The sequence below is a fragment of the Microbulbifer guangxiensis genome (assembly GCF_021729075.1).
Lineage (GTDB): Bacteria > Pseudomonadota > Gammaproteobacteria > Pseudomonadales > Cellvibrionaceae > Microbulbifer > Microbulbifer guangxiensis.
The window spans coordinates 267,995-288,065 of the sequence record NZ_JAJSAQ010000001.1; the positions used below are offsets into that span (position 1 = coordinate 267,995).

15 protein-coding genes are annotated in these 20,071 nt (G+C 61.1%); 1 reads left to right on the plus strand and 14 read right to left on the minus strand.

The annotated features are described in order from the left end of the window. Nucleotides 1-42: 42 nt before the first annotated feature. The 7 genes from atpD to LVD12_RS01205 all read right to left on the minus strand — a co-directional run bounded on the left by atpD (nt 43) and on the right by LVD12_RS01205 (nt 9,107). The gene (atpD, locus tag LVD12_RS01175; protein WP_237065024.1) at nt 43-1,476 is read right to left on the minus strand and encodes a F0F1 ATP synthase subunit beta; all 1,434 of its coding nucleotides are present in this window, start codon (nt 1,474-1,476) and stop codon (nt 43-45) included. Nucleotides 1,477-1,486: 10 nt separating this feature from the next. Next, nucleotides 1,487-2,410, minus strand: a complete 924-nt coding sequence (locus LVD12_RS01180; RefSeq protein ID WP_237065025.1) for a pirin family protein — start codon at nt 2,408-2,410, stop codon at nt 1,487-1,489. A gap of 41 nt (nt 2,411-2,451) precedes the next feature. Continuing rightward, a complete protein-coding gene (locus tag LVD12_RS01185; protein WP_237065026.1) occupies nt 2,452-3,429 on the minus strand; it encodes a hydrolase in 978 nt (325 codons plus the stop codon). Nucleotides 3,430-3,534: 105 nt separating this feature from the next. Next, nucleotides 3,535-4,110: a DUF411 domain-containing protein gene (locus LVD12_RS01190; protein WP_237065027.1), complete on the minus strand. Its 576-nt coding sequence runs from the start codon at nt 4,108-4,110 to the stop codon at nt 3,535-3,537. Further along, complete coding sequence (egtD, locus tag LVD12_RS01195; protein ID WP_237065877.1) at nt 4,082-5,047, minus strand: L-histidine N(alpha)-methyltransferase; 966 nt, start codon at nt 5,045-5,047, stop codon at nt 4,082-4,084. The genes LVD12_RS01190 and egtD overlap by 29 nt, the downstream gene beginning before the upstream one ends. 2 nt (nt 5,048-5,049) lie before the next feature. Then, complete coding sequence (gene egtB, locus LVD12_RS01200) at nt 5,050-6,336, minus strand: ergothioneine biosynthesis protein EgtB (protein WP_237065029.1); 1,287 nt, start codon at nt 6,334-6,336, stop codon at nt 5,050-5,052. Between the two features lie 170 nt (nt 6,337-6,506). After that, complete coding sequence (locus tag LVD12_RS01205) at nt 6,507-9,107, minus strand: TonB-dependent receptor (protein ID WP_237065031.1); 2,601 nt, start codon at nt 9,105-9,107, stop codon at nt 6,507-6,509. Nucleotides 9,108-9,416: 309 nt separating this feature from the next. Between LVD12_RS01205 and LVD12_RS01210 the strand changes: the two genes are divergently transcribed. Further along, the gene (locus LVD12_RS01210) at nt 9,417-11,774 is read left to right on the plus strand and encodes a penicillin acylase family protein (protein WP_237065032.1); all 2,358 of its coding nucleotides are present in this window, start codon (nt 9,417-9,419) and stop codon (nt 11,772-11,774) included. A gap of 46 nt (nt 11,775-11,820) precedes the next feature. On the opposite strand, the gene LVD12_RS01215 is transcribed toward LVD12_RS01210, so the two are convergent. The 7 genes from LVD12_RS01215 to LVD12_RS01245 all read right to left on the minus strand — a co-directional run bounded on the left by LVD12_RS01215 (nt 11,821) and on the right by LVD12_RS01245 (nt 19,791). After that, a complete protein-coding gene (locus LVD12_RS01215) occupies nt 11,821-12,009 on the minus strand; it encodes a hypothetical protein (protein ID WP_237065033.1) in 189 nt (62 codons plus the stop codon). A gap of 139 nt (nt 12,010-12,148) precedes the next feature. Then, on the minus strand, nt 12,149-13,531 hold the full coding sequence (gene cysG, locus LVD12_RS01220) for a siroheme synthase CysG (protein WP_237065034.1): 1,383 nt from the start codon (nt 13,529-13,531) through the stop codon (nt 12,149-12,151). 101 nt (nt 13,532-13,632) lie between these two features. After that, the gene (serS, locus tag LVD12_RS01225) at nt 13,633-14,919 is read right to left on the minus strand and encodes a serine--tRNA ligase (RefSeq protein WP_237065035.1); all 1,287 of its coding nucleotides are present in this window, start codon (nt 14,917-14,919) and stop codon (nt 13,633-13,635) included. A 52-nt stretch (nt 14,920-14,971) separates the two neighbouring features. Further along, entirely contained in the window at nt 14,972-15,346 is a 375-nt protein-coding gene (crcB, locus tag LVD12_RS01230; protein WP_237065036.1) for a fluoride efflux transporter CrcB, read from the minus strand. A 52-nt stretch (nt 15,347-15,398) separates the two neighbouring features. Next, nucleotides 15,399-16,748 carry a replication-associated recombination protein A gene (locus LVD12_RS01235; RefSeq protein ID WP_237065037.1) on the minus strand — a complete coding sequence of 450 codons (1,350 nt, stop codon included), beginning with the start codon at nt 16,746-16,748 and terminating at the stop codon, nt 15,399-15,401. Beyond that, nucleotides 16,741-17,352: an outer membrane lipoprotein periplasmic chaperone LolA gene (gene lolA / locus LVD12_RS01240; protein ID WP_237065038.1), complete on the minus strand. Its 612-nt coding sequence runs from the start codon at nt 17,350-17,352 to the stop codon at nt 16,741-16,743. The genes LVD12_RS01235 and lolA overlap by 8 nt, the downstream gene beginning before the upstream one ends. Before the next feature lie 78 nt (nt 17,353-17,430). Then, nucleotides 17,431-19,791: a DNA translocase FtsK gene (locus LVD12_RS01245; RefSeq protein ID WP_237065040.1), complete on the minus strand. Its 2,361-nt coding sequence runs from the start codon at nt 19,789-19,791 to the stop codon at nt 17,431-17,433. Between the last annotated feature and the right edge of the window lie 280 nt (nt 19,792-20,071).

The window sequence follows — 20,071 nt, forward strand, 5'->3', positions numbered from 1 at the left end:
ATTCTGGTGGGACTCCACGTCTGGCCGAATCCAGTTTCCTTATTATTGCTGAGAGTCGGGCCCGGTCTCGGGCGGGTCGTTTACTTCCATACTGAGGTTGCCCTTCATATAGCACTGCTCCTCAGGTAAATCGTCGTGCTCGCCACGGAGGAAGGCTTCACAATCCGTCAGGGTGTCATCGAGGCTCACGCTGACACCGGGAATGTTGGTCTGGGAGGCAATGACATTGAATGGCTGCGTCAGGTAGCGCTGAAGTTTTCGTGCGCGTAGAACGATCCGCCGGTCCTGTTCCGAGAGCTCTTCAATACCCAGCATGGCAATAATGTCTTCCAGTTCGCGGTAGCGTGCCAGGTGTTCACGCACCCCCTCGGCGACGGCATAGTGGCGATCGCCGAGCGTGTGGCGATCCATTGCCCGACTACTGGACTGCAGCGGCTCAACGGCAGGATAGATTCCCTTGCCCGCCTGTTCACGGGACAGCACCACCGACGAGTCGAGGTGCCCCAGGATCGCATCCACGGCTGGATCGGTCATATCATCAGCCGGCACATAGACGGCCTGCACGGACGTGATGGCGCCGCTGCGGGTGGACAGAATACGTTCCTGCATCTCCGCGACTTCACTGATGAGGGTCGGCTGGTAACCGACGGTGGCGGGCATGCGTCCCAGCAGGCTGGAAATCTCGCTGCCGGCCTGAACGAAGCGGAAAATGTTGTCCATTACAAACAGCACTTCGCGGTGCATGGTGTCGCGCAGGTATTCGGCATAGCTGAGCGCAGACAGGCCGACGCGAAAGCGGACACCCGGCGACTCGTCCATCTGCCCGAAAGTCATCAGTGTTTGCTCCATCACGCCGGCTTCCCGCATTTCGTGCCAGAGCTCGTGGCCCTCACGGATCCGCTCCCCGACGCCGGCAAAGACCGAGACGCCGCGATGGAGTGAGGCCACGGCATGCATGAACTCCATGATGAGTACGGTCTTGCCCACCCCCGCACCACCAAAAAGGCCGGTCTTGCCGCCGCGGACGAATGGACACAGAAGGTCTATGACTTTGATTCCAGTCTGCAACAGATCACCTGTACCGATGGAGTCGCGCAAAGCCGCAGGGGGGGCGTGTACATTCCGATAGGTATCGGGAACCAGCGGTGGACCACCATCGAGTGGTTCGCCAAAAATATTCAGTAACCTGCCAAGGCAGTCCGCGCTCACGGGGACGTGCAGCGGTGCCCCGGTGTCATAGACCGGCATACCTCGGTGCAGGCCACTGGTCCGATGCAGGGTGATGGCGCGGGCATGGCTCTGGTCGACATGTTGATGCACTTCAAACAGGCAGGAGTCGCCGTCCAGCGGAGTGCGAAGGGCCTGGCGGAGAGGCGGAAGGGAATCACAGAGAATGGTGACGACCGGGCCATGCACCTCGGCAATCACGCCGATTGGCTGCTCGTTGGTTACGTCGCTCTGGCCCTTGGTTGACACCCAGTGTCCCTCAGCTGCCCGGATAGGGGACGAACTCCTGCTCGTCGCCGGGCACCCTGGCAAAGCGTCCGTCCTGCCAGTCCCGGACTGCCTGTTCGACCCTTTCACGGCGGCTGGAGGCGAAATTCCAGTCCATGTGACGCTTGCCGATGGACTCACCTCCGATAATAGCAATCCGGCTGGCTTTCATTGCCTCTACTTCTACTTCTATTCCCTCAGCACCCTGCAATATCGCCATGCCGTGCTCGGGGATGATGTCTGCCCGAGCCTGAAGCTCACCAGCGGCGACATAGATGGCCCGCTCTGGTGCCGGTGGGATTAAGAGTTTCTGGCCGGCTGCCAGCGCCGCCTCCACGTAGAGTGTCTCAGCGAAGGTCTTGACCGGTGAGGTCTTACCGAAGGCGCTACCCATGATGACGCGAACGCTGACGCCATGGATTTCCACTGAGGGAATTTCTGCATGGTCGTAGTGATGGAACTCTGGCCGGCATTCTTCCGCCCGCTCTGGCAAAGCAAGCCACAGCTGAAGTCCGTGCAGCCGGTGTGGGAGGCTTCGCACTTCATCCCGCTCCCGTTCAGAATGCACAATGCCGGCGCCGGCCACCATCAGGTTGACCTCGCCAGGCCGGATCGGCTGCAGGCTGCCGAGGGAATCGCGGTGCAGGATCTCACCCTCGAACAGGTAGGTCACGGTGGCAATGTTGATATGCGGGTGCGGGGGAACATTGATACCCTGCCCCGCGCAAAAATCTGCAGGCCCCATGTGATCAAAGAATATCCAGGGGCCGACCGTTCTGTGCTGGCGGGTGGGTAACAGGCGCCTGACGGGGATGCCGGCGAGATCCCTTGTCCTCGGCTCGATGATCATTTTTACCGCCTCACAACCGCGGACGGTATCGCATCCCTGTTCCAGTTCACTGCTCAGGTTACTCAACAGACTTTCTCCCTGCCTGATTGCTCGAAAATCCCGCCGGGTCAACCCCCGAGTTGTTCTGCCAGAAACGCCGGGATGCGGCTTTCCAGCCAGTAGCGCGGTCTCCACAGGCTGCCAGCAACAAACCCCACGTGCCCGCCATTAGCGCTGATTGCCAGTTCCACTGTGTCGCTGACTTCCCCGGGCCCCGGGATGGCCGACGGACAGATAAAAGGATCGTCGATAGCGTGGATAATCAATGTCGGCCGCCGTACATGGCCCAGCAACGGCTTGCTGGAGGCACGCGTATAGTAGTCGTCGACATTCCTGAATCCGTGTAACGGCGCTGTGAAGGCATCGTCGAAGCGGCGAAAATCGGCAAACAGGTTTTTGTCGGTGATGTCGGGCAGTGCCGCCCTCAGCTGCGGATCCTGTGCCTTGCGATTCAGGCTTTTGCGCAGGCTCTCCAGCAGGTGCCGCTGGTAGACACGGGAAAAGCCTCTGTTGATCCGGTGGCTGCAGGCGTGCAGGTCCATCGGTGCAGATACCGCGACTCCCGCCACCAGCGGGCTGGAGTCACCATCCTCAGCGAGCCACTTGAGTAGAACATTGCCACCAAGGGAATAGCCAACCGCGGCGAGCGGCGTATTGGGATATAGGCGGGTGAGTTTTGCGGCAAGCCAGCGCGGGTCGTCACTGTCACCACTGTGGTAGGCGCGGGGCAGCCGGTTTGGTGTCTCGCCGCACCCGCGGAAATGCATCACCGCCACCTGCAGGCCGCGTTCCAGCAGTTGTTGCATCATGCCCTGGATGTAGGAGGATGTAACGGATCCCTCCAGGCCATGCAGGAGAAGCACAAGCGGGTGGCGCGGTGAGTCAAACAGTGCGCGTGGCGTGTGCATCGCCAGCCTGTCGCCATCGTCAGTTTCGAACCAGTGTTCCCGGGTGGCTATCCATGGGGCTGGGCGGTTGATTCTCGGGAACAGTGTCTGCAGGTGGCAGTTGCCAAGACCAATGGCGGGAACGAACTTCTCTGACATGGCGACGGATCTGGTTAAGGAGGCCGACACCTTAGCCCCGGTGGAAACCGATGAAAAGCCCCCGGTGTATTTGCCCCTGATCGACTCCCCACTGGCCTCTGTGGCTTACGGGGTGGCGGCGGTGCCGCCCTGCTCCTCTTCGAGCTCAGTGACCCGTGCGTACAGTTGATAGTCGCCCCCGAGGAGCAGGACGTAAACGTTGTAGGGTTCGAACTCGCCGCCCTCGTACATGCCCGGGCTGCTCTCCGGCATGCCGGGTACCGATAACCCGATGGCCCCCTCCGGCGGGTCGCTCAGGAACCGGCGAATCAGACGCGCCGGGATATGACCCTCGAACACATAGCGGTCCCGCCAGACCGCAGTGTGACAGCTGCCAAAGCCCTCGGGAATCGCCCAGCGGGATTTGATCGAGCCCATGTCCCCGCGATTGACGATCGTCGGGCTCATGCCAGAGTGCTGCAGGTGCTCGATCCAGTCCTTGCAGCAGAAGCAGAAACGGTGCTTGAAAACCGTCATGTCCTTTGCGTCGAAGGTGATGGCGGTTGTGGCTTCCGCCCCGGTAATTTCCTCTGCAGCCGTTACCTCGATGGGCAGGCACATCACCGCGGCCAGGAGCAGCCCCGGGGGCAACAGCGGCCCACGCCGGCAAAAGTCAGTGAACTTCAGCAAAGTGAATCGCATAGTGATTGCTCGTGTCAGCCCAGTGACGAATTGGAGTGAAGCCGGCTTGCTGCAGGAGCTGCCGGAATCCCTCAAGGGTGTATTTGTGGCTGTTTTCGGTGTGGATGGTCTCTCCCTCCTGAAAGTGGAAGCATTCACCGTCGATGTGGACCATCTGCTCTGTCAGGCTCACAAGATGCATCTCTACTCTTCGCCGGAGCGGATGGTAGAAGGAGCGGTGGGCAAAGAGTGCCGGGTTGAAGTCTGCACCAAGCTCGGTGTTTATCCTGTGCAGCAGGTTCTTGTTGAAGCGGGCCGTAACCTGATCGCTGTCGTTGTAGGCCCGCTCCAGCACCACCGGATCCTTGTCCAGGTCGGTACCGATCAGCAGCCCGTCGCCGGGAGAGAGCCTCGAGACGAAGCCGGCAAGCAATGCACTGGCCTGATCCGGGTCGAAATTACCGATGGTGGAGCCTGGAAAGAAAATCACGCGACGCCTGGCATTCACACTCGGCAGCAATTCCCAGGCGGTATCTGTGGTGAAGTCGCCCACGGCCGCATGAACGGGGAGATCTGGCAGGCGCGCCTGAATCCGGTGCTTGGCCGCTAGCAGAATCTCTGGCGAAATATCCATCGGCAGGTAGCCGGCTGGCGATTCCAGTGCTGCCAGCAGGGGTTCGGCTTTTTCACAGTTGCCGGCACCCGGCTCAATCAGCAGCGCATCGGCCCCGATTGCGCCGGCCATTTCCAACAGGTCATGGGCAAAAATATCGGCTTCGGTCCGGGTTACGTAATAATCCTGCAGTTCACAGATCTGCTCGAACAGCTGTGAGCCCCGCTCGTCGTATAGATACTTGCAGGGCAGCGTTTTCTGCTTGCGACTCAGCCCTGTGATCACGTCCTGAAAAAAAACCTGCAGCTCGTGATCCCGTTGCTTGCCCGGCGGGTTGATGGCCATGTTCACTCAATCTCTCCTGCCAGGCGTATGCCGGAAAATTGCCAGGTCTGATGGGGGTAAAAGAAGTTTCGGTAGCTGATGCGCACATGGTCTGCGGGGGTCACGCAGGAGCCGCCACGCAGGACTTTCTGGTTACACATGAATTTGCCGTTGTATTCGCCCACAGCATCGGCACTGGCGCGAAATCCCGGGTACGGAAGGTAGGCACTGGAGGTCCATTCCCAGACATCACCGAGGAACTGTCGCTGACCCGCTGCTGCCAGTGGCCGCCAGTTCCGTTTCTCGAGCAAATTGGCTGCCGCCAGCTGGTCCGGTAGACGCAACTGGCAGGCCGCGGCCTCCCATTCGAACTCTGTGGGGAGTCGCTCCCCCGCCCAGGTGGCGTAGGCGTCGGCCTCATAAAAATTCAGGTGGCATACTGGCTCGTTATCCAACACCGGTGCGAGGCCGTGGAGAGTGAATTGAAACCAGTCCCCGTCCCGTTGAAGCCAGTAAGCCGGGTGATGCGCCCGGTTTTGCTGCAGCCAGGCCCAGCCATCAGACAGCCATAGACGCGGTTCCCGATAGCCACCATCCTCGATAAACGCGCGGTACTCTCCGTTGGTCACCAGCCTTGAAGCGATTTTAAAATCCTGCAGCAGCTGGCTGTGAGGTGGGCCCTCATTGTCGAAGCAGAAGTCCTGCCCGTCACTCCCAATGCGGTAGGTCCCGCCCGCAATTTCAATCCACTTCAGCGGTTCGACTCCTTGCGGCAGTTCATCCTCCCCGCCAGGTTCCAGATAAGTCGGGTGTACCGGGTTGATAGAGAACGCATGCTTGATGTCGGTCAGCAGCAGTTCCTGGTGCTGCTGCTCATGATTGAGGCCCAGCACGACGAAATCGCGTAGTTCTGTATCTGGCTCGGACTCCCCCAGCAGGCGTGTCATGGCGCTGTCCACATGGCGCCGGTAGTCGTAGACCTCGTCCAGGCAGGGACGCGAAATCAGTCCGCGCTGTGGCCGGTTGAACGGCTGGCCCAGGGAGTTGTAATAGGAGTTGAAGAGCGTGTGAAAGGCCGGGTCAAACACCCGGTAACCGGCAAGCCGGGGGCGCAGGATGAACGTCTCGAAAAACCAGCTCGTATGCGCGAGGTGCCATTTCGTCGGACTGGCATCGGGCATCGACTGTATCTGCATGTCCTCAGCAGAGAGCGGGTCCGCCAGCAATTCTGTTTCGCCGCGAATCCGTTGATAGCGGCTGAGGAGTTCAAATTGTACTTCGCTGGGTACCTCAGGCGCAGGGAGTGTCATTCCGTATACATTCCGCGTCAGACTTCATTTCATCATACGCAGTTTTGGCGGCAATCCCATGAATTTGCCATGGGTGGAGAGTGATCTGGCGCCTGATTTCCTGTGTTTGCGACAGGCACAAAAAAGGCCGGCAGAGCCGGCCTTTTCCAATCTGGTTGTCGTGGCGACAATCAGAAGCGCACGGTGAAGTCCGCACCGTACATGCGCGGCATGTAGCGCCAGCCCGGGCTGGCACCAATGGCCGCACCGGTACCGCCGTAACCACCGGCAATCTCCTCGTCAGTCGCATTCTGCACCCACAGGGCAGCAGCGTAGCGGTCAGAGGCGCTGTTCCAGGCTGCACGCAGGTTCAGCAGCTGGTAGTCCTCGATGATACGCGTGGGGTCGGAGATGGAGCCGATGCGCTCGTCGGTCCAGTTATAGTCTCCACGGAAGACCAGGTCAGCGCCAGAAGCCATGGGTACGGTGTACTCGGCCATCACGTTGAACTTGCTCTCCGGGGTGGATACACGCGGCTGGCCAACGCGTTCAGCGGCGTCTGCTGCAGTCTCACCGATTGCCTCGATGTAGCCGAAGCGGGTGAACTCGGTATCCAGGTAGGAGTAGTTACCGGCGATGAACAGGTTGTCGGTTGCAGCCCACTGGACTTCAACCTCGGCACCGCGGCCCTCGGCATCAGAGTTACGCAGGTTGTAGCTGGGGATCGGGGTGCCGACCAGGTCCAGCTCCTGCAGGTTGTTGTACTCGTAGGCGAATACAGAAGTATTCAGGCGCACACGGTTGTCGAACAGGCTGCTCTTCATACCGATTTCGAGGTTGACCACGTCTTCCTGGTCGAAGGAGGCTTCTACACCCGGACCGAAGTTCAGGGAGTTGAAACCACCGGCCTTGAAGCCGTCCGCCAGGGACACGAAGGTCATGACGTCGTCGTTCCAGCGGTAATCCAGCACGATGCGGCCGGAGATATCGCTCCAGCTATCGCTCAGCTCGGAGTCCAGCAGGGGCTGGCCGTTGTTGAAGAACGCGAGACCCATCGGGATGCCGGTATCAACGGTCGGCAGCATGATGGTGCCCTGCACCGGATAACCCGCGGGCAGGTTGACCAGCTCTACCGGGCCGCCCAGGGTCAGCGGCAGGATGTTCTGGTACGCAGTCTCGATGGTGAAGTCCTTCTCGTCGGCGGTGTAACGCGCACCAACGGTCAGGTCCATGCGATCGGTCAGGCTCCAGGTGAAGTCACCGTAGATGGCCGCAGAGCGGTAATCGCCGGTGTTGAGCACGTTTTCATTCCAGGCGGCGTCTGCCATGACCCATGGCTGAATACCGCGCATCAGCTGGGCAACCATGTCCTGCGGGTTCAGGTTCTGGGACGCAGTCAGTCCGGTCAGGCCGAAGGCACCGAGGTTCAGGGCCTGGTCCAGTTGTCCGGAGCCGGCCAGCAGCTGGTAGACGAAGTTGGAGACTGCCAGACCTTCCTGGCCGCCCATGATCATGGCCTGGCGGACCTGTACCGCCATGTCTTCCTGCTCGGTCTGAGTCAGGGAATCAAAGACTTCCTGGGGAATACCGAAGGCAGCAGAGTTACCCTTCAGGCCTTCATAAACCGCGAAGGACTCCAGGGAGCCAGAAGTAAAGTAGGCCTCGGTCAGGTGCTCCAGCTTCTCCTGGGAGTAGGAGGCGCCGACAGTCCACTTGAAGGTGTCGGAAGCGCCGTTCAGGCGGAATTCCTGGGAGAACTGCGTCTGGTCGTCAAAGTTGGCGGAACCAAACTTGTAGTCGGCCAGAGAGGTGCCGTCCTCATCCTGCTGCAGATGGGCGTCGAAGCCGCTGTAGGCAGTGATGGAGGTGAAGGTGAAGTCGTCGAAATCGCTGGTTACGGTCAGGGAAGTACCGAACGCGTCGCGATCCTCGATGGTCGGGGTGTCCAGCGCGTAGTCACCGAATACGCTGGTGCCGCCATCCAGTGCCTGCAGGCTCGGCACGATGGAGGAGCGCAGAGCGCTGCCCTGGTCCATGATGCCGTAATTGGCGCGCCACAGCACTTCAGTGTTGGCGCTCGGCTCCCACAGCAGGGACACGCGGTAGGTCTGGGTGTCCTGGTTTCCGGCACTGAAATCACCGGCCAGGTTGTCCGCCCAGGCATCACGACGGTTGTTGGATACAGTCATACGGCCATAGACGTTGTCCGCCAGCTGCTTGTTCAGCAGCAGGTCGGCAGACTGGCGACCGTAGTTACCCGCGGTCAGGCTGATCTCGGTGGTGTCATCGGCCTGCGGTTTCTTGGTGATGATGTGAATGGCACCACCGGTAGCGTTGCGGCCGAACAGGGTGCCCTGCGGGCCCTTCAGCACTTCCACGCGCTCGATATCGGCCAGCGGCACTTCTGCGCCGGCGCCACGGCCGGTATAGACACCGTCCACGTAGACAGCTACCGCAGGGTCGGAGCCCACGGTGAAGTCACCGGTCTGGATGCCGCGAATGCTGTAGGTCGGCTGCAGCGGAGTATCGTTGTTCATCTCAACGCCCGGGGTAAACTTGCCCAGGTCGGTGAGGTTTTCCACGCCCATGGCTTCCATGTTCTCACCGGTAAAGGCGGAAATGGCAATGGGTACATCCTGCAGGTTTTCCGCGCGCTTCTGCGCGGTTACCACTACTTCCTCGATCTCCGCGGCATAGGCGGTACTGCTGATCGCGGTGGCAATGGCAATGGCTCCGGAGAGTGAAGACAGGCTGAATTGCCGGCTTTTACCGGTCTGATCGGCGTTGCGCATCATCGCGTCCTCGCGTTTGTTGTTATCAGAAAAGCGTGATGTTCTCGGGTTTTTGTTATTCCGCGCCATATTACGGCGCCGAATTCCGTTTTAAAAGCCTGTTATGACTTTTTTCTCATGACTGGTCAGTTCTATTCATATCCCGAGGATTTGGGTGCACTTTACTGGCATTAGATTCCTCTTTAAACGATTTTCTGTGACTGTCATATGTCCCAGAGTAACTATTTCGGCGCAAACCTACTTGTTAATATGCGCCATTCTGAGCCTCTGAACTGTACAAAAACCAATAACTTAGCGTTGGAAACTGCCATGGCAACCTCCCTGCTCCCCAGTCGCACCCCGGTGCGAATTCTTGTAGGCCTGCTGGCTCTGGTCGGTGTGGCCCTGCTTGCTGCGTGGCTCTGGCTAAGACAGAGCCTTCCACTGCTGGATGGCAAAGTGGAGACGGGAATGCTGAGCGCACCGGTAAAGATCGAGCGGGACACACAGGGGATTGCCCTGATCAGCAGTGACAGCCGCCCTGACATCGCCTTTGCCCTCGGGTTTCTGCATGCCCAGGAGCGCTTCTTTCAGATGGACCTGTTGCGCCGCAATTCCGCGGGTGAATTGTCGGAGCTGGTGGGCCCCGCAGCCCTGAAGCACGACCGCGAGGTACGCCTGCATCAGTTCCGGGCACGGGCGGAGCGCAACGTTGCGGCGATGCCGGAGGAAGACCGGGAGGTGCTGCGTCGCTACGTTCAGGGGGTGAATCTGGGCCTGGACCAGCTTGGTGCAGCGCCGTGGGAATACCTGCTGCTGGGCACGGACCCGAAACCATGGACAGAGGCGGACAGCCTTCTGACCATTTTCAGCATGTACCTGACACTACAGAGTCCCGTCGGCAAGTTTGAATGGCGGGATACCGCACTGGCGGAGCTCCTCCCCGAGGACCTCTATGCTTTTTATTTTCCCGATGGCGGCCAGTGGGACGCCCCGCTGATCGGCGAAGCCCGTGGTCCCGTCAACCTGCCTTCAACCAGCCTTGCCTCATTGCTGAAAGAGGGTGAGTCGCTGGTGTACCAGCCGATGGAAAGCGATGACAAGATTTACGGCAGCAACAACTGGGTGGTCGGCGGTGCCCTGACAGATCATGGCGGAGCCATTCTCGCCGACGACATGCACCTGGGCCTGAATGTGCCGAATATCTGGTATCGGGCGGGCTGGACCATTCCGGGAACTGATCGCGTCATGCGTGGAGCCACCCTGCCCGGCGGCCCGATCGCTGTGGTGGGCAGCAATGGTCTGGTGGCCTGGGGCTTTACCAATACCACCGCCGACTGGGGAGACCTGATTCGGCTGGAAGTCAGTGAGGATGGCAGTCGCTACCGCACCCCGGACGGTTGGCAGGAGTTCCAAGTCACGGCAGAAGAAATTGCCGTCAAAGGCGCCGCGCCGGAAGTGCTGCAGGTCCGCAAGACCATCTGGGGCCCAGTGGTTGCCGAGGACCACCGCGGTACAGCCCTCGCCTACCGTTGGGTTGCTCACGACATTCGCGGCGCCAACCTCAAACTGCTGCAGATGGAAAGCGTGACTTCAGCGGCGGAGGCCCTGGACATCGGTCCGCAGCTGGGGATCCCGCACCAGAACCTCGTGGTCGGTGACCGTGCCGGCAATATTGGCTGGACCGTCGGTGGGCCGGTGCCGCGACGTGTCGGGCTGGCTGGCGACCGCTCTGTTTCCTGGGCAGACGGCACCGCCTACTGGGATGGCTATTTACCCCCGGAGGAGCACCCGCGTATCTATAACCCGCCCTCCCACCGGATCTGGACCGCCAACGCGCGCACCATGGACGGTGAATACCTGCGGGTGATGGGCGATCACGGTTATGCCCTCGGTGCCCGCCAGCAGCAGATCCGCGACGGATTGATGGCCCGCGACAGCTTTACCGAGCAGGACCTGCTGGATATCCAGCTGGATGACCGCGCGGTATTCCTCGCCCGCTGGCGGGATCAGCTGCTGCAGACCCTGGAAGGCATGGAGGATTACGCAGACGTGTCCGGACACGTTGCCAATTGGGGTGGGCGCGCCAGTGAGGACTCGGTGGGCTACCGCATCGTACGCAATTACCGGCTGGAGTTTATGGAGCTGACCACAGCCCCGATCCTGACCTACATGCGCCGCTTCCAGCCCGAGTTCTCCTTCGGGCCGACCAAGCGCCAGTTCGAATACAGCCTGTGGGAAATGGCGACGCGAGAGCCGGTACACCTGCTGAACCCGGATTTCGAGTCATGGCGGTCACTGAAACTGGCCGCCCTGGACCGGGTGCTCGCCGAGATGGCCGGGGATGGCCTGCCATTGGCTCAGCAGACATGGGGCATTGAAAACACGGCTCGTATCCAGCACCCCCTCGGCAAAGCCGTCGAGCTGGTGAACTGGTTCACTGCGATGCCGGCAGACCCCCTGCCCGGTGACACCCATATGCCGCGATTCCAGTCCCCGACCCACGGGGCCTCGCAGCGGCTGGTGGTTTCACCCGGGCGTACAGATAACGCCATCTTCCATATGGCCACCGGCCAGAGTGCCCACCCGCTGTCTCCTTTCTTTGGCAACGGACACCGGGACTGGGTGGAGGGCCGGCCTTCTCCCCTGAAAGAGCAAGATGCGGTTTACGAGCTGACACTACATTGATCAGTATCGGGGCGTGAAGAACGCCCCGCTGTTTATGCCTGACGGCTTATGCAGTTTCGTCGAGGATCGCGAAGGAGATAAACGAAGTCAGCAGGCCGAGGGGAAGGACGAAAGGCAGCAACGGGAAGCAGAACATCAACACCCCGGCTGCAATCCAGAGGTTCTTTACCCAGCTGCGCTTGTGACGGTAGCGCCTGGTATAACGGCGGGTATGGGCATCCCCGGGATCCGGCACACAGATTTCCCCTTCTCTCGGAAGAAAGCTGCGCACTAAAAGAGAGCAGTAAAACCGGATCCACGCCAGCCACATAATCCACACCGCCATTCCGCTTCCCTAGCAGTATAGATGTGCTGCCGCATCAGACAGGGCCGATTCAGGGATCGAACCAGCGCAGCTTCCTGTGCAGGCTGACAACACCGCCAACGATGGTGAGCGCTGGCGCCTCGATGGATTCTTCTGTGGCCAGCCGGGGCAGTGATGCGAGATCACCGACTACGACCCGTTGCTCCCGCGTCGTGCCTTTCTCGACCAGGGCGGCGGGGGTCGATTCCGCCAGGCCGTGCCTCACGAGCTGCCGGCAGATGGTATCCAGGCCCGTCAGGCCCATGTAAAAGACCAGGGTCTGACCGGGGCTGGCCAGCTCCTGCCAGGGCAGGTGCAGCTCGCCCTGCTGCAGGTGACCGGTAATAAATCGGACGGATTGGGCAAAGTCCCGGTGCGTCAGTGGTATCCCGGCGTAGCTGGCACAACCGGCGGCTGCCGTAATTCCTGGCACTACCTGGAACGGGATCCCGGCATCCGCAAGCCTGTCGATCTCCTCGCCACCACGCCCGAAAATGAACGGGTCTCCCCCCTTGAGGCGCAGAACCTTCTTCCCTTCAAGGGCCAGGTCCACCAGACGCTGGTTGATGTCATCCTGGGGAACCGAGTGGAACTGCTTCTTCTTACCGACGTAAATACGCTCGGCATCCCGTCGCACCAGCTCCAATACCTGATCGGATACCAGTCGGTCGTAGAGCACCACATCGGCACGCTGCATGAGGCGCAGTGCACGGAATGTCAGCAGGTCGGGATCGCCGGGCCCCCCGCCAACCAGGTAGACCTCTCCACGATTCATTGCGTTCATGTCCGGGTCCGCCAGTGCCGCCTCCAGCAGCCGCTGCCCTTCTCCCGTCCTGCCTGCCTCGACCTCGGCAGCGACCGGCCCGGAGAAGACCCACTCCCAGAAATCCCTCCGCGCCGACTCCGGCAGCGCCTGCTTGACCGCATCGCGCATCCCGGCAGCGAGCTCCGCCAGTGTACCGAGTCGCGGGGACAGGAGCGCTTCCAGCTGAGCGCGGATTCCCCGGGCCAGTACCGGTGCGGCGCCACCGCTGCTGATGCCGATGGAGACCGGACCGCGCTCGACAATCGAAGGAAAAGTAAACGTGCACAGGGCCGGGGCATCGACCACGTTGACCGGCAGCCGGCGCGCCTGGGCATCGCGGGATACTTCGGCGTTGACTCCGGCATCAGAGGTGGCGGCGATGACAAGCTCGGCGCTGTCCAGGCACCCGGCCCGGTAACTGGCCTGAAACACCTGTCCGCCACTGTCCCTGACGAGCCCCTTGAGCTCCTCGCCCACTTCGGGGGCTACAACGATCAGGCGTGCCCGGGCCTTGCTCAGCAAGCGGGCTTTGCGAGTGGCGATTGCCCCGCCCCCGACAATGACGCAGGGGCGACCACGCAGGTCAAAAGCGAGTGGCAGATAGCGCACTTAGGAAGATCCCTGTAATGCGGCCAACCGCTAAGGGCTGGCCGATTGATCCGTTGAGCGGGCCGGGGGGAGTGAAATACCTATCGGACCCGCTGCTGTCACTATTTCTCGGGGGAGATCGACTCTTTGCCACCCATATACGGGCGCAAGGCCTGTGGAATCTCGATGCTGCCATCTTCACGCTGGTAGTTCTCCAGCACGGCGATCAGGGTCCGGCCGACAGCGAGCCCGGAACCGTTCAGGGTGTGCAACAGTTCAGGCTTACCGGTTTCAGGGTTCCGCCAGCGCGATTTCATACGGCGGGCCTGGAAATCCCCTACGAGGGAGCAGGAGGAAATTTCCCGGTACTTGTCCTGGGACGGCAGCCAGACTTCGAGATCGTAGGTCTTTCGGGCGGAAAAGCCGATGTCACCACCGCAGAGAATGACGGTCCGGTATGGCAGCTCCAGCTTCTGCAGAATGGTTTCGGCGTTGGCGGTCAGGGTTTCCAGTGCTTCCTCCGACTGATCCGGCCGGGCGAACCATACCAGCTCCACTTTCTCGAACTGATGCTGTCGGATCATGCCGCGAGTGTCGCGGCCGTGCGAGCCGGCCTCGGAACGGAAGCAGGTGGTGTGGGCGACAAACTTGTGCGGCAGGCTCGCCGCGTCCTCAACGATCTCGTCGCGGTACAGGTTGGTCAGGGGCACTTCGGCCGTCGGGATCAGGTAGAAATCGCGCTCATCTTCCAGCTTGAACAGATCCTCAGCGAACTTGGGCAGCTGGGAGGTACCGTAGAGGGAATCGGCATTAACGATGACCGGCACGTTGGCTTCACGATAGCCGTGTTCCTCGATGTGTATATCGAGCATGAACTGCGCCAGAGCCCTGTGCAGCTTGGCCACCTGGCCGGTCATCACCGCAAAGCGGGAGCCGGTCAGCTTGGTCGCCACCTCGAAGTCCAGGCCGCCGAGTTCAGCGCCAAGGTCCACGTGATCCCTGACCGGGAAATCAAAGCTGCGTGGCTGGCCCCAGCGACGGACTTCGACATTGTCGTCCTCGCTCTCGCCTTCCGGCACCGCCGGATCGAGGAGGTTAGGGATGGCGGAGAGGATGCTGTCCAGCTCCCCCTGCAGTTCGGTCAGGGCCTGCTTGGCATCGTTCAGTTCACCGCCAAGGGATTCGACTTCCTTGAGGAGCGGGGCGATATCCTCTCCGGCAGCCTTGGCACGGCCAATGTTCTTGGATTTGCTGTTGCGCTCGTTCTGCAGGCTTTCGGTGCGCACCTGGAGTTCCTTGCGGCGCTCCTCGAGGCTTTCGAGCCGGGCGGTGTCAAGCTCAACGCCGCGTTTCTTCAGGGCCTCAGCGACCTGTGCCATTTGGGTGCGAATCAGTTTGGGGTCCAGCATCGTAATCCGTTCGCCTGCGGGCAGGCGCCTACTACTTCGTTAATCTTGTGGGTTAAAAATATTTCATGGTCAGTGCCACTGCTGCTGCAGTGGCACCGAGGCACAGAACCAGGCTGGTGAGAACATAGGCCAGTGCCGTCAAAGGCTGGCCATTGTGCCACAACATCAGGGTTTCCAGCGAGAAGGTGGAGAAGGTGGTCAGTGCGCCGAACAGACCGGTCATCAGGAGCAGGCGCCACTCCGGCGAGAGCAGTCCCCGTTCAACGATCATCACGTAGGCGATGCCGATCAGGAATGAACCGCTGATATTGACGATCAGTGTGCCCAGGGGGAACTTGCCGTTGAGTACGGGGTAGCTCCATACCGTAATCAGGTGACGCAGGATAGCGCCAATAGCGCCCCCCACGGCAATTGCCAGCCACTGCATCTCTTCTCCCCCTCTTCCACCTCCAGCAACAAGGTGGCCCTGAGTACCTGTGTTATCGGTTTTCTTCGGATGGATAGCGCTGCTGGGGGCTCTCGCGGTTCAGCTGACGCAGCCTGTCCAGCTTTTCCGAGATCTTGAGCTCCAGCCCCCGGGGAACCGGCTCGTAATAATGGCGCTCGGCGATTGCCTCCGGAAGATAATTCTCCCCGGCAGCGAACGCATCGGGCTCGTCGTGGGCGTAACGGTATTCGGCACCGTGAGCCAGGCTCTTGGCCAGCTTGGTCGGTGCATTGCGCAGGTGAACGGGCACCTCGTAACTGGGGTCACGGCGCACGTCTGCCAGCACGCGCTTATAGGCGCTGTAGACGGCGTTGCTTTTCGGGGCCACCGCCAGGTAGGCGATGGCCTGGGCGATGGCCAGTTCCCCCTCGGGGCTACCAAGGCGCTCCTGCACATCCCAGGCGCTCAATGCGATCTGCAGGGCGCGGGGGTCGGCATTGCCGATATCTTCACTGGCCATCCGCACGGCGCGCCGGGCGATATAGAGCGGATCGCAACCGCCGTCGACCATGCGCGCAAACCAGTACAGCGCGGCATCCGGGTCCGAGCCCCGCACCGCTTTGTGCAGGGCGGAGATCTGATCGTAGAAATAATCCCCACCCTTGTCGAAGCGGCGCACATCGGCGCTGAGGACTTCGGCCAGCACGGACTCGTCAATGCGCCACTGCCCGTCGGCCTCGGTCGCAAGGTCGCAGGCAATTTCCAGCAGGTTCAGCGCGCTGCGGGCATCGCCGTCGGCCGCCCGGGCGAGTTTCTCCAGGGTATCGCCCTCAACCCGGATGTTTCTCGTAGAGAGGATTTCATCCTCGCTCAGGGCCCGGTGGAGCAGTGTCAGAAGCTCTTCTTCGGAGAGGTTGCGCAGCAGGTATACGCGGCAACGGGAAAGCAGCGCGTTGTTGAGTTCGAACGACGGGTTCTCCGTGGTGGCGCCGACAAAGGTGACGGTGCCCTCTTCCACATATGGCAGGAAGGCGTCCTGCTGGGCCTTGTTGAACCGGTGGACCTCATCCACAAACAGGATGGTGCCACGGCCATACTGGGCGCTGTGTTGCTGGGCTTCGGCCACTGCCTGGCGGATCTCCTTGACCCCGGCCAGCACGGCGGAAAGCGTTGCAAAGCGCGCATCACACTCTCTGGCCAGTAAACGGGCAAAGGTCGTCTTGCCGACACCCGGTGGCCCCCAGAGGATCATCGAGTGGAGCTGTCCGCGCTCAACAGCTTCGCGCAGGGGTTTTCCCGCCCCCAACAAATGCGTCTGGCCCACATATTGGGCCAGTGATTCGGGGCGCATACGCGCAGCGAGGGGTTGGTGTCGCGATTGGCTCGCAAACAGGTCACTCATCGCGAATGATGTCCGTCCCCGCCGGTGGCTTGAAGTTGAACAGGGAGTCCGCGAGCTTCGGATTTGCCTGCACCCGGTTGAACTGAATCTTTGTCGTCTGCCCCATGCCATCGCGGACGGTCATGGCGGAGGGCAGTCCCTGGTCACTGAATCGAATCTCCATGGCCTTGAACGGCGCATCTGCACGCTTGGGGCTCAACTGGAAACTGCCCCCCTTGCCGCTGACCTCGAAAGAGCTGCGGATTTCCTCGACCTTGCCGCCGAGCAGCAACGCCGGGGTTTCCTTGAGTCGGTTATCTACTGGCCGGATCGTCACCTGCTCCAGGTCCGGGTCGTAGAGCCACAGCTTGCGGTTGTTGGTTACCAGCAGCTGGGGAAAGGGCTCGCCGGTCTCCCAGCGCAGCTTACCGGGACGCTGCACCGAGAAAGTGCCGCTGCTCTTTTGCAACACTTCGCCACGCTCATCCATCAGGGTCTGCTGGAATTTTCCGGAAATAGCGCCCAGCGGTTGCAGCAGCCGACTGAGGTCATCGGTGGCATCGGCCAGCGCACCGGTGGAGACCAGGCCAAGGGCCAACAGGGTGTTAGACAGGAACTTTTTCATGCTGATATCCATTTCGGGGCTGTCTTTTCAGACTAGTTGGCGGAGGGTGAACTCCGCCTGAATGGCACTGTGCCGGTATCAGGCCGGAGGTGGTGCCAGCACCTCGCGGTTGCCATTGTGTCCTGCCGGCGATACGACCCCGGCCGCCTCCATGGCATCGATAATCCTGGCTGCGCGGTTGTAACCAATCCGCAACTGCCGCTGTACCGAGGAAATGGAAGCCTTGCGGGACTTGGTGACAAAAGCGACCGCCTCGTCGTACAGGGCGTCGGACTCCGGATCGTCGCCCTCCCCGCCCTCGGTCTGCATTCCCGGCACGGGGATGGAGTTGTTGCTGTCATCGACGATGCCGTCGATGTAGTCGGGCTCACCGCGGCGACACCAGTCGGCCACCACCTTGTGTACTTCGTGGTCATCGACAAAGGCTCCATGTACCCGCACCGGTACACCGCTGCCCGGTGGCAGGTAGAGCATGTCCCCGTGCCCAAGCAGCTGCTCCGCGCCGCCCTGGTCAAGGATGGTCCTGGAGTCCACCTTTGAGGACACCTGAAATGCAATGCGGGTGGGGACATTGGCCTTGATCAGGCCGGTAATCACATCCACCGAGGGGCGCTGGGTGGCGAGCAGCAGGTGAATGCCGGCAGCCCGCGCCTTCTGGGCGATGCGGGCGATCAGCTGCTCCACTTTCTTGCCGACGATCATCATCATGTCGGCAAACTCGTCGATCACCACCACGATGGCCGGCAGCGGCTTGAGTTCGGGGCGCGTCTGTTCGGATTCCGGCACGCTGGACATGGGATCCGGCTGCCAGGTGGGATCGGTCAGGGGCTCACCTGCCTGAATTGCCTCGCGCACCTTGCGATTGAAGCCGGCCAGGTTTCGCACACCCATCGCCGCCATGAGCTTGTAACGGCGCTCCATCTCACCGACGCACCAGCGCAGTCCATTGGCGGCGTCGTTCATATCGGTGATGACGGGGGTCAGCAGGTGTGGAATGCCCTCGTAGACTGATAGCTCCAGCATCTTCGGGTCCACCAGTATGAGGCGGACCTCCTCGGGTGTGGACTTGTACAGCAGGCTCAACAGCATCACGTTGATGCCCACCGACTTACCTGAGCCTGTGGTACCCGCGACCAGCAGGTGCGGCATCTTGGCGAGGTCTGCCACAACAGGCTGGCCGGAGATATCGTGCCCCAGGGCCAGGGTCAGGCGGGACTTGCTGTTCTCGTAGACATCCGCAGACAGCACCTCGGTCAGGCGCACCATCTGCCGGTTTTCGTTGGGGATCTCGATGCCGACCACTGACTTGCCCGGGATGACCTCCACCACTCGCACGCTGATCACGGCGAGGGAGCGCGCCAGGTCTTTGGCCAGGTTACTGATCTTGCTCACCTTGACCCCGGGGGCCGGCTGGATTTCGAACCGGGTGACCACCGGGCCGGGCAGAACAGAGACCACTTCGGCCACCACGCCGAAATCCTTCAGCTTGAGCTCCAACAGCCTCGACAGAGCCTCGAGAGACTCCCGCGAGAAACCGGCCTTCTTGTTCTTGTCGGCGGGATCCAGCAGTTCCAGAGGCGGCAGTGCGCCGGTGACCGGGCCATTGGAGAAGAGTTCGCCCTGCTTCTCCTTGGCCGCACGTGGGCTGGGCTTGGGAGCGGGCGCCACCGGTTCAATCTTGGGGGGAATGCGCTTGGCGGTACGTTGTTTCTCTTCAAGTACTGCTGCCTTCCGCACCACAATGGCTTCGCGCGCGGCCCGATCCTCGGCGCGCTGCTGACGTGCGCGCTGGATCCGGTTGCCCAGCCAGCCGATGAAGCCGAGCAGGTTCTGGCCGATGGCGTCTGCCAGGCGCAACCACGACAGGCCGGTGAAAACGGTAATGCCGATGGCAAACAGCGCCAGCAACAGAATAGTGGCACCGACATAGCCGAGGCTGCTCTCGCAGGCCTGTGCCAGGCCGGCACCCACGATTCCGCCATTGGAGAACGGCAGTGGCTGGTCCATCTCGGCAAAGCAGAGTGTGGCCAGGCCGGCGCCGGTTACCAGCAGGACAATGAGCCCCGCCACCCGGAGAGCAAACAGGGGGCCGTGGAAGCGGGCATTGCGATCCCGAAGGATGCCCACAGCCCGCCAGCCAATCAGAATCGGGAACAGGTAGGCCATCCATCCGAGGAGCGACAGGCAGATATCTGCCAGCCAGGCGCCAGTGGGGCCGATGGCGTTGTGAATGTCTCCGCCGGCACCGGTGTGTGACCAGCCCGGATCCAGAGGGTCATAGCTGAGCAGGCTGATGGCGAGCAGGAGTGCACCGGCGAGCAGTGAGATCAGTGCCCCCTCGCGAAGAAACCTGGCAATCAGGGATTCGGGTTCGCCGGCTTCATCCCGGCTACTCTGTGCGCTTGCGCTATCGGCCTTCAATGGCTTACCTCTAATCATTATTTCCGCGCGCCACTACCTCCAGCGGCACTCTCCCCACGGGTGGTCGCCCGCCAGCTCGGTCTGGTTTCATGGTTCCAGCCGACTGTGTACTACAGCGCTTCACCAAATGCTACAGCGGAACAAAGCTGGAATCGACTTCAGGAATTGTAAAATCAATGAGTATCAATAGGTTAGGATGATCTTGTGATGCTGTCTGTGAACTGGCATCGGCTTTGTAGAATTCTGCGTCAGAGTGTTTTTGTATCCAGCTGGGCGCGCCTGGTGGAGCGGATAATCG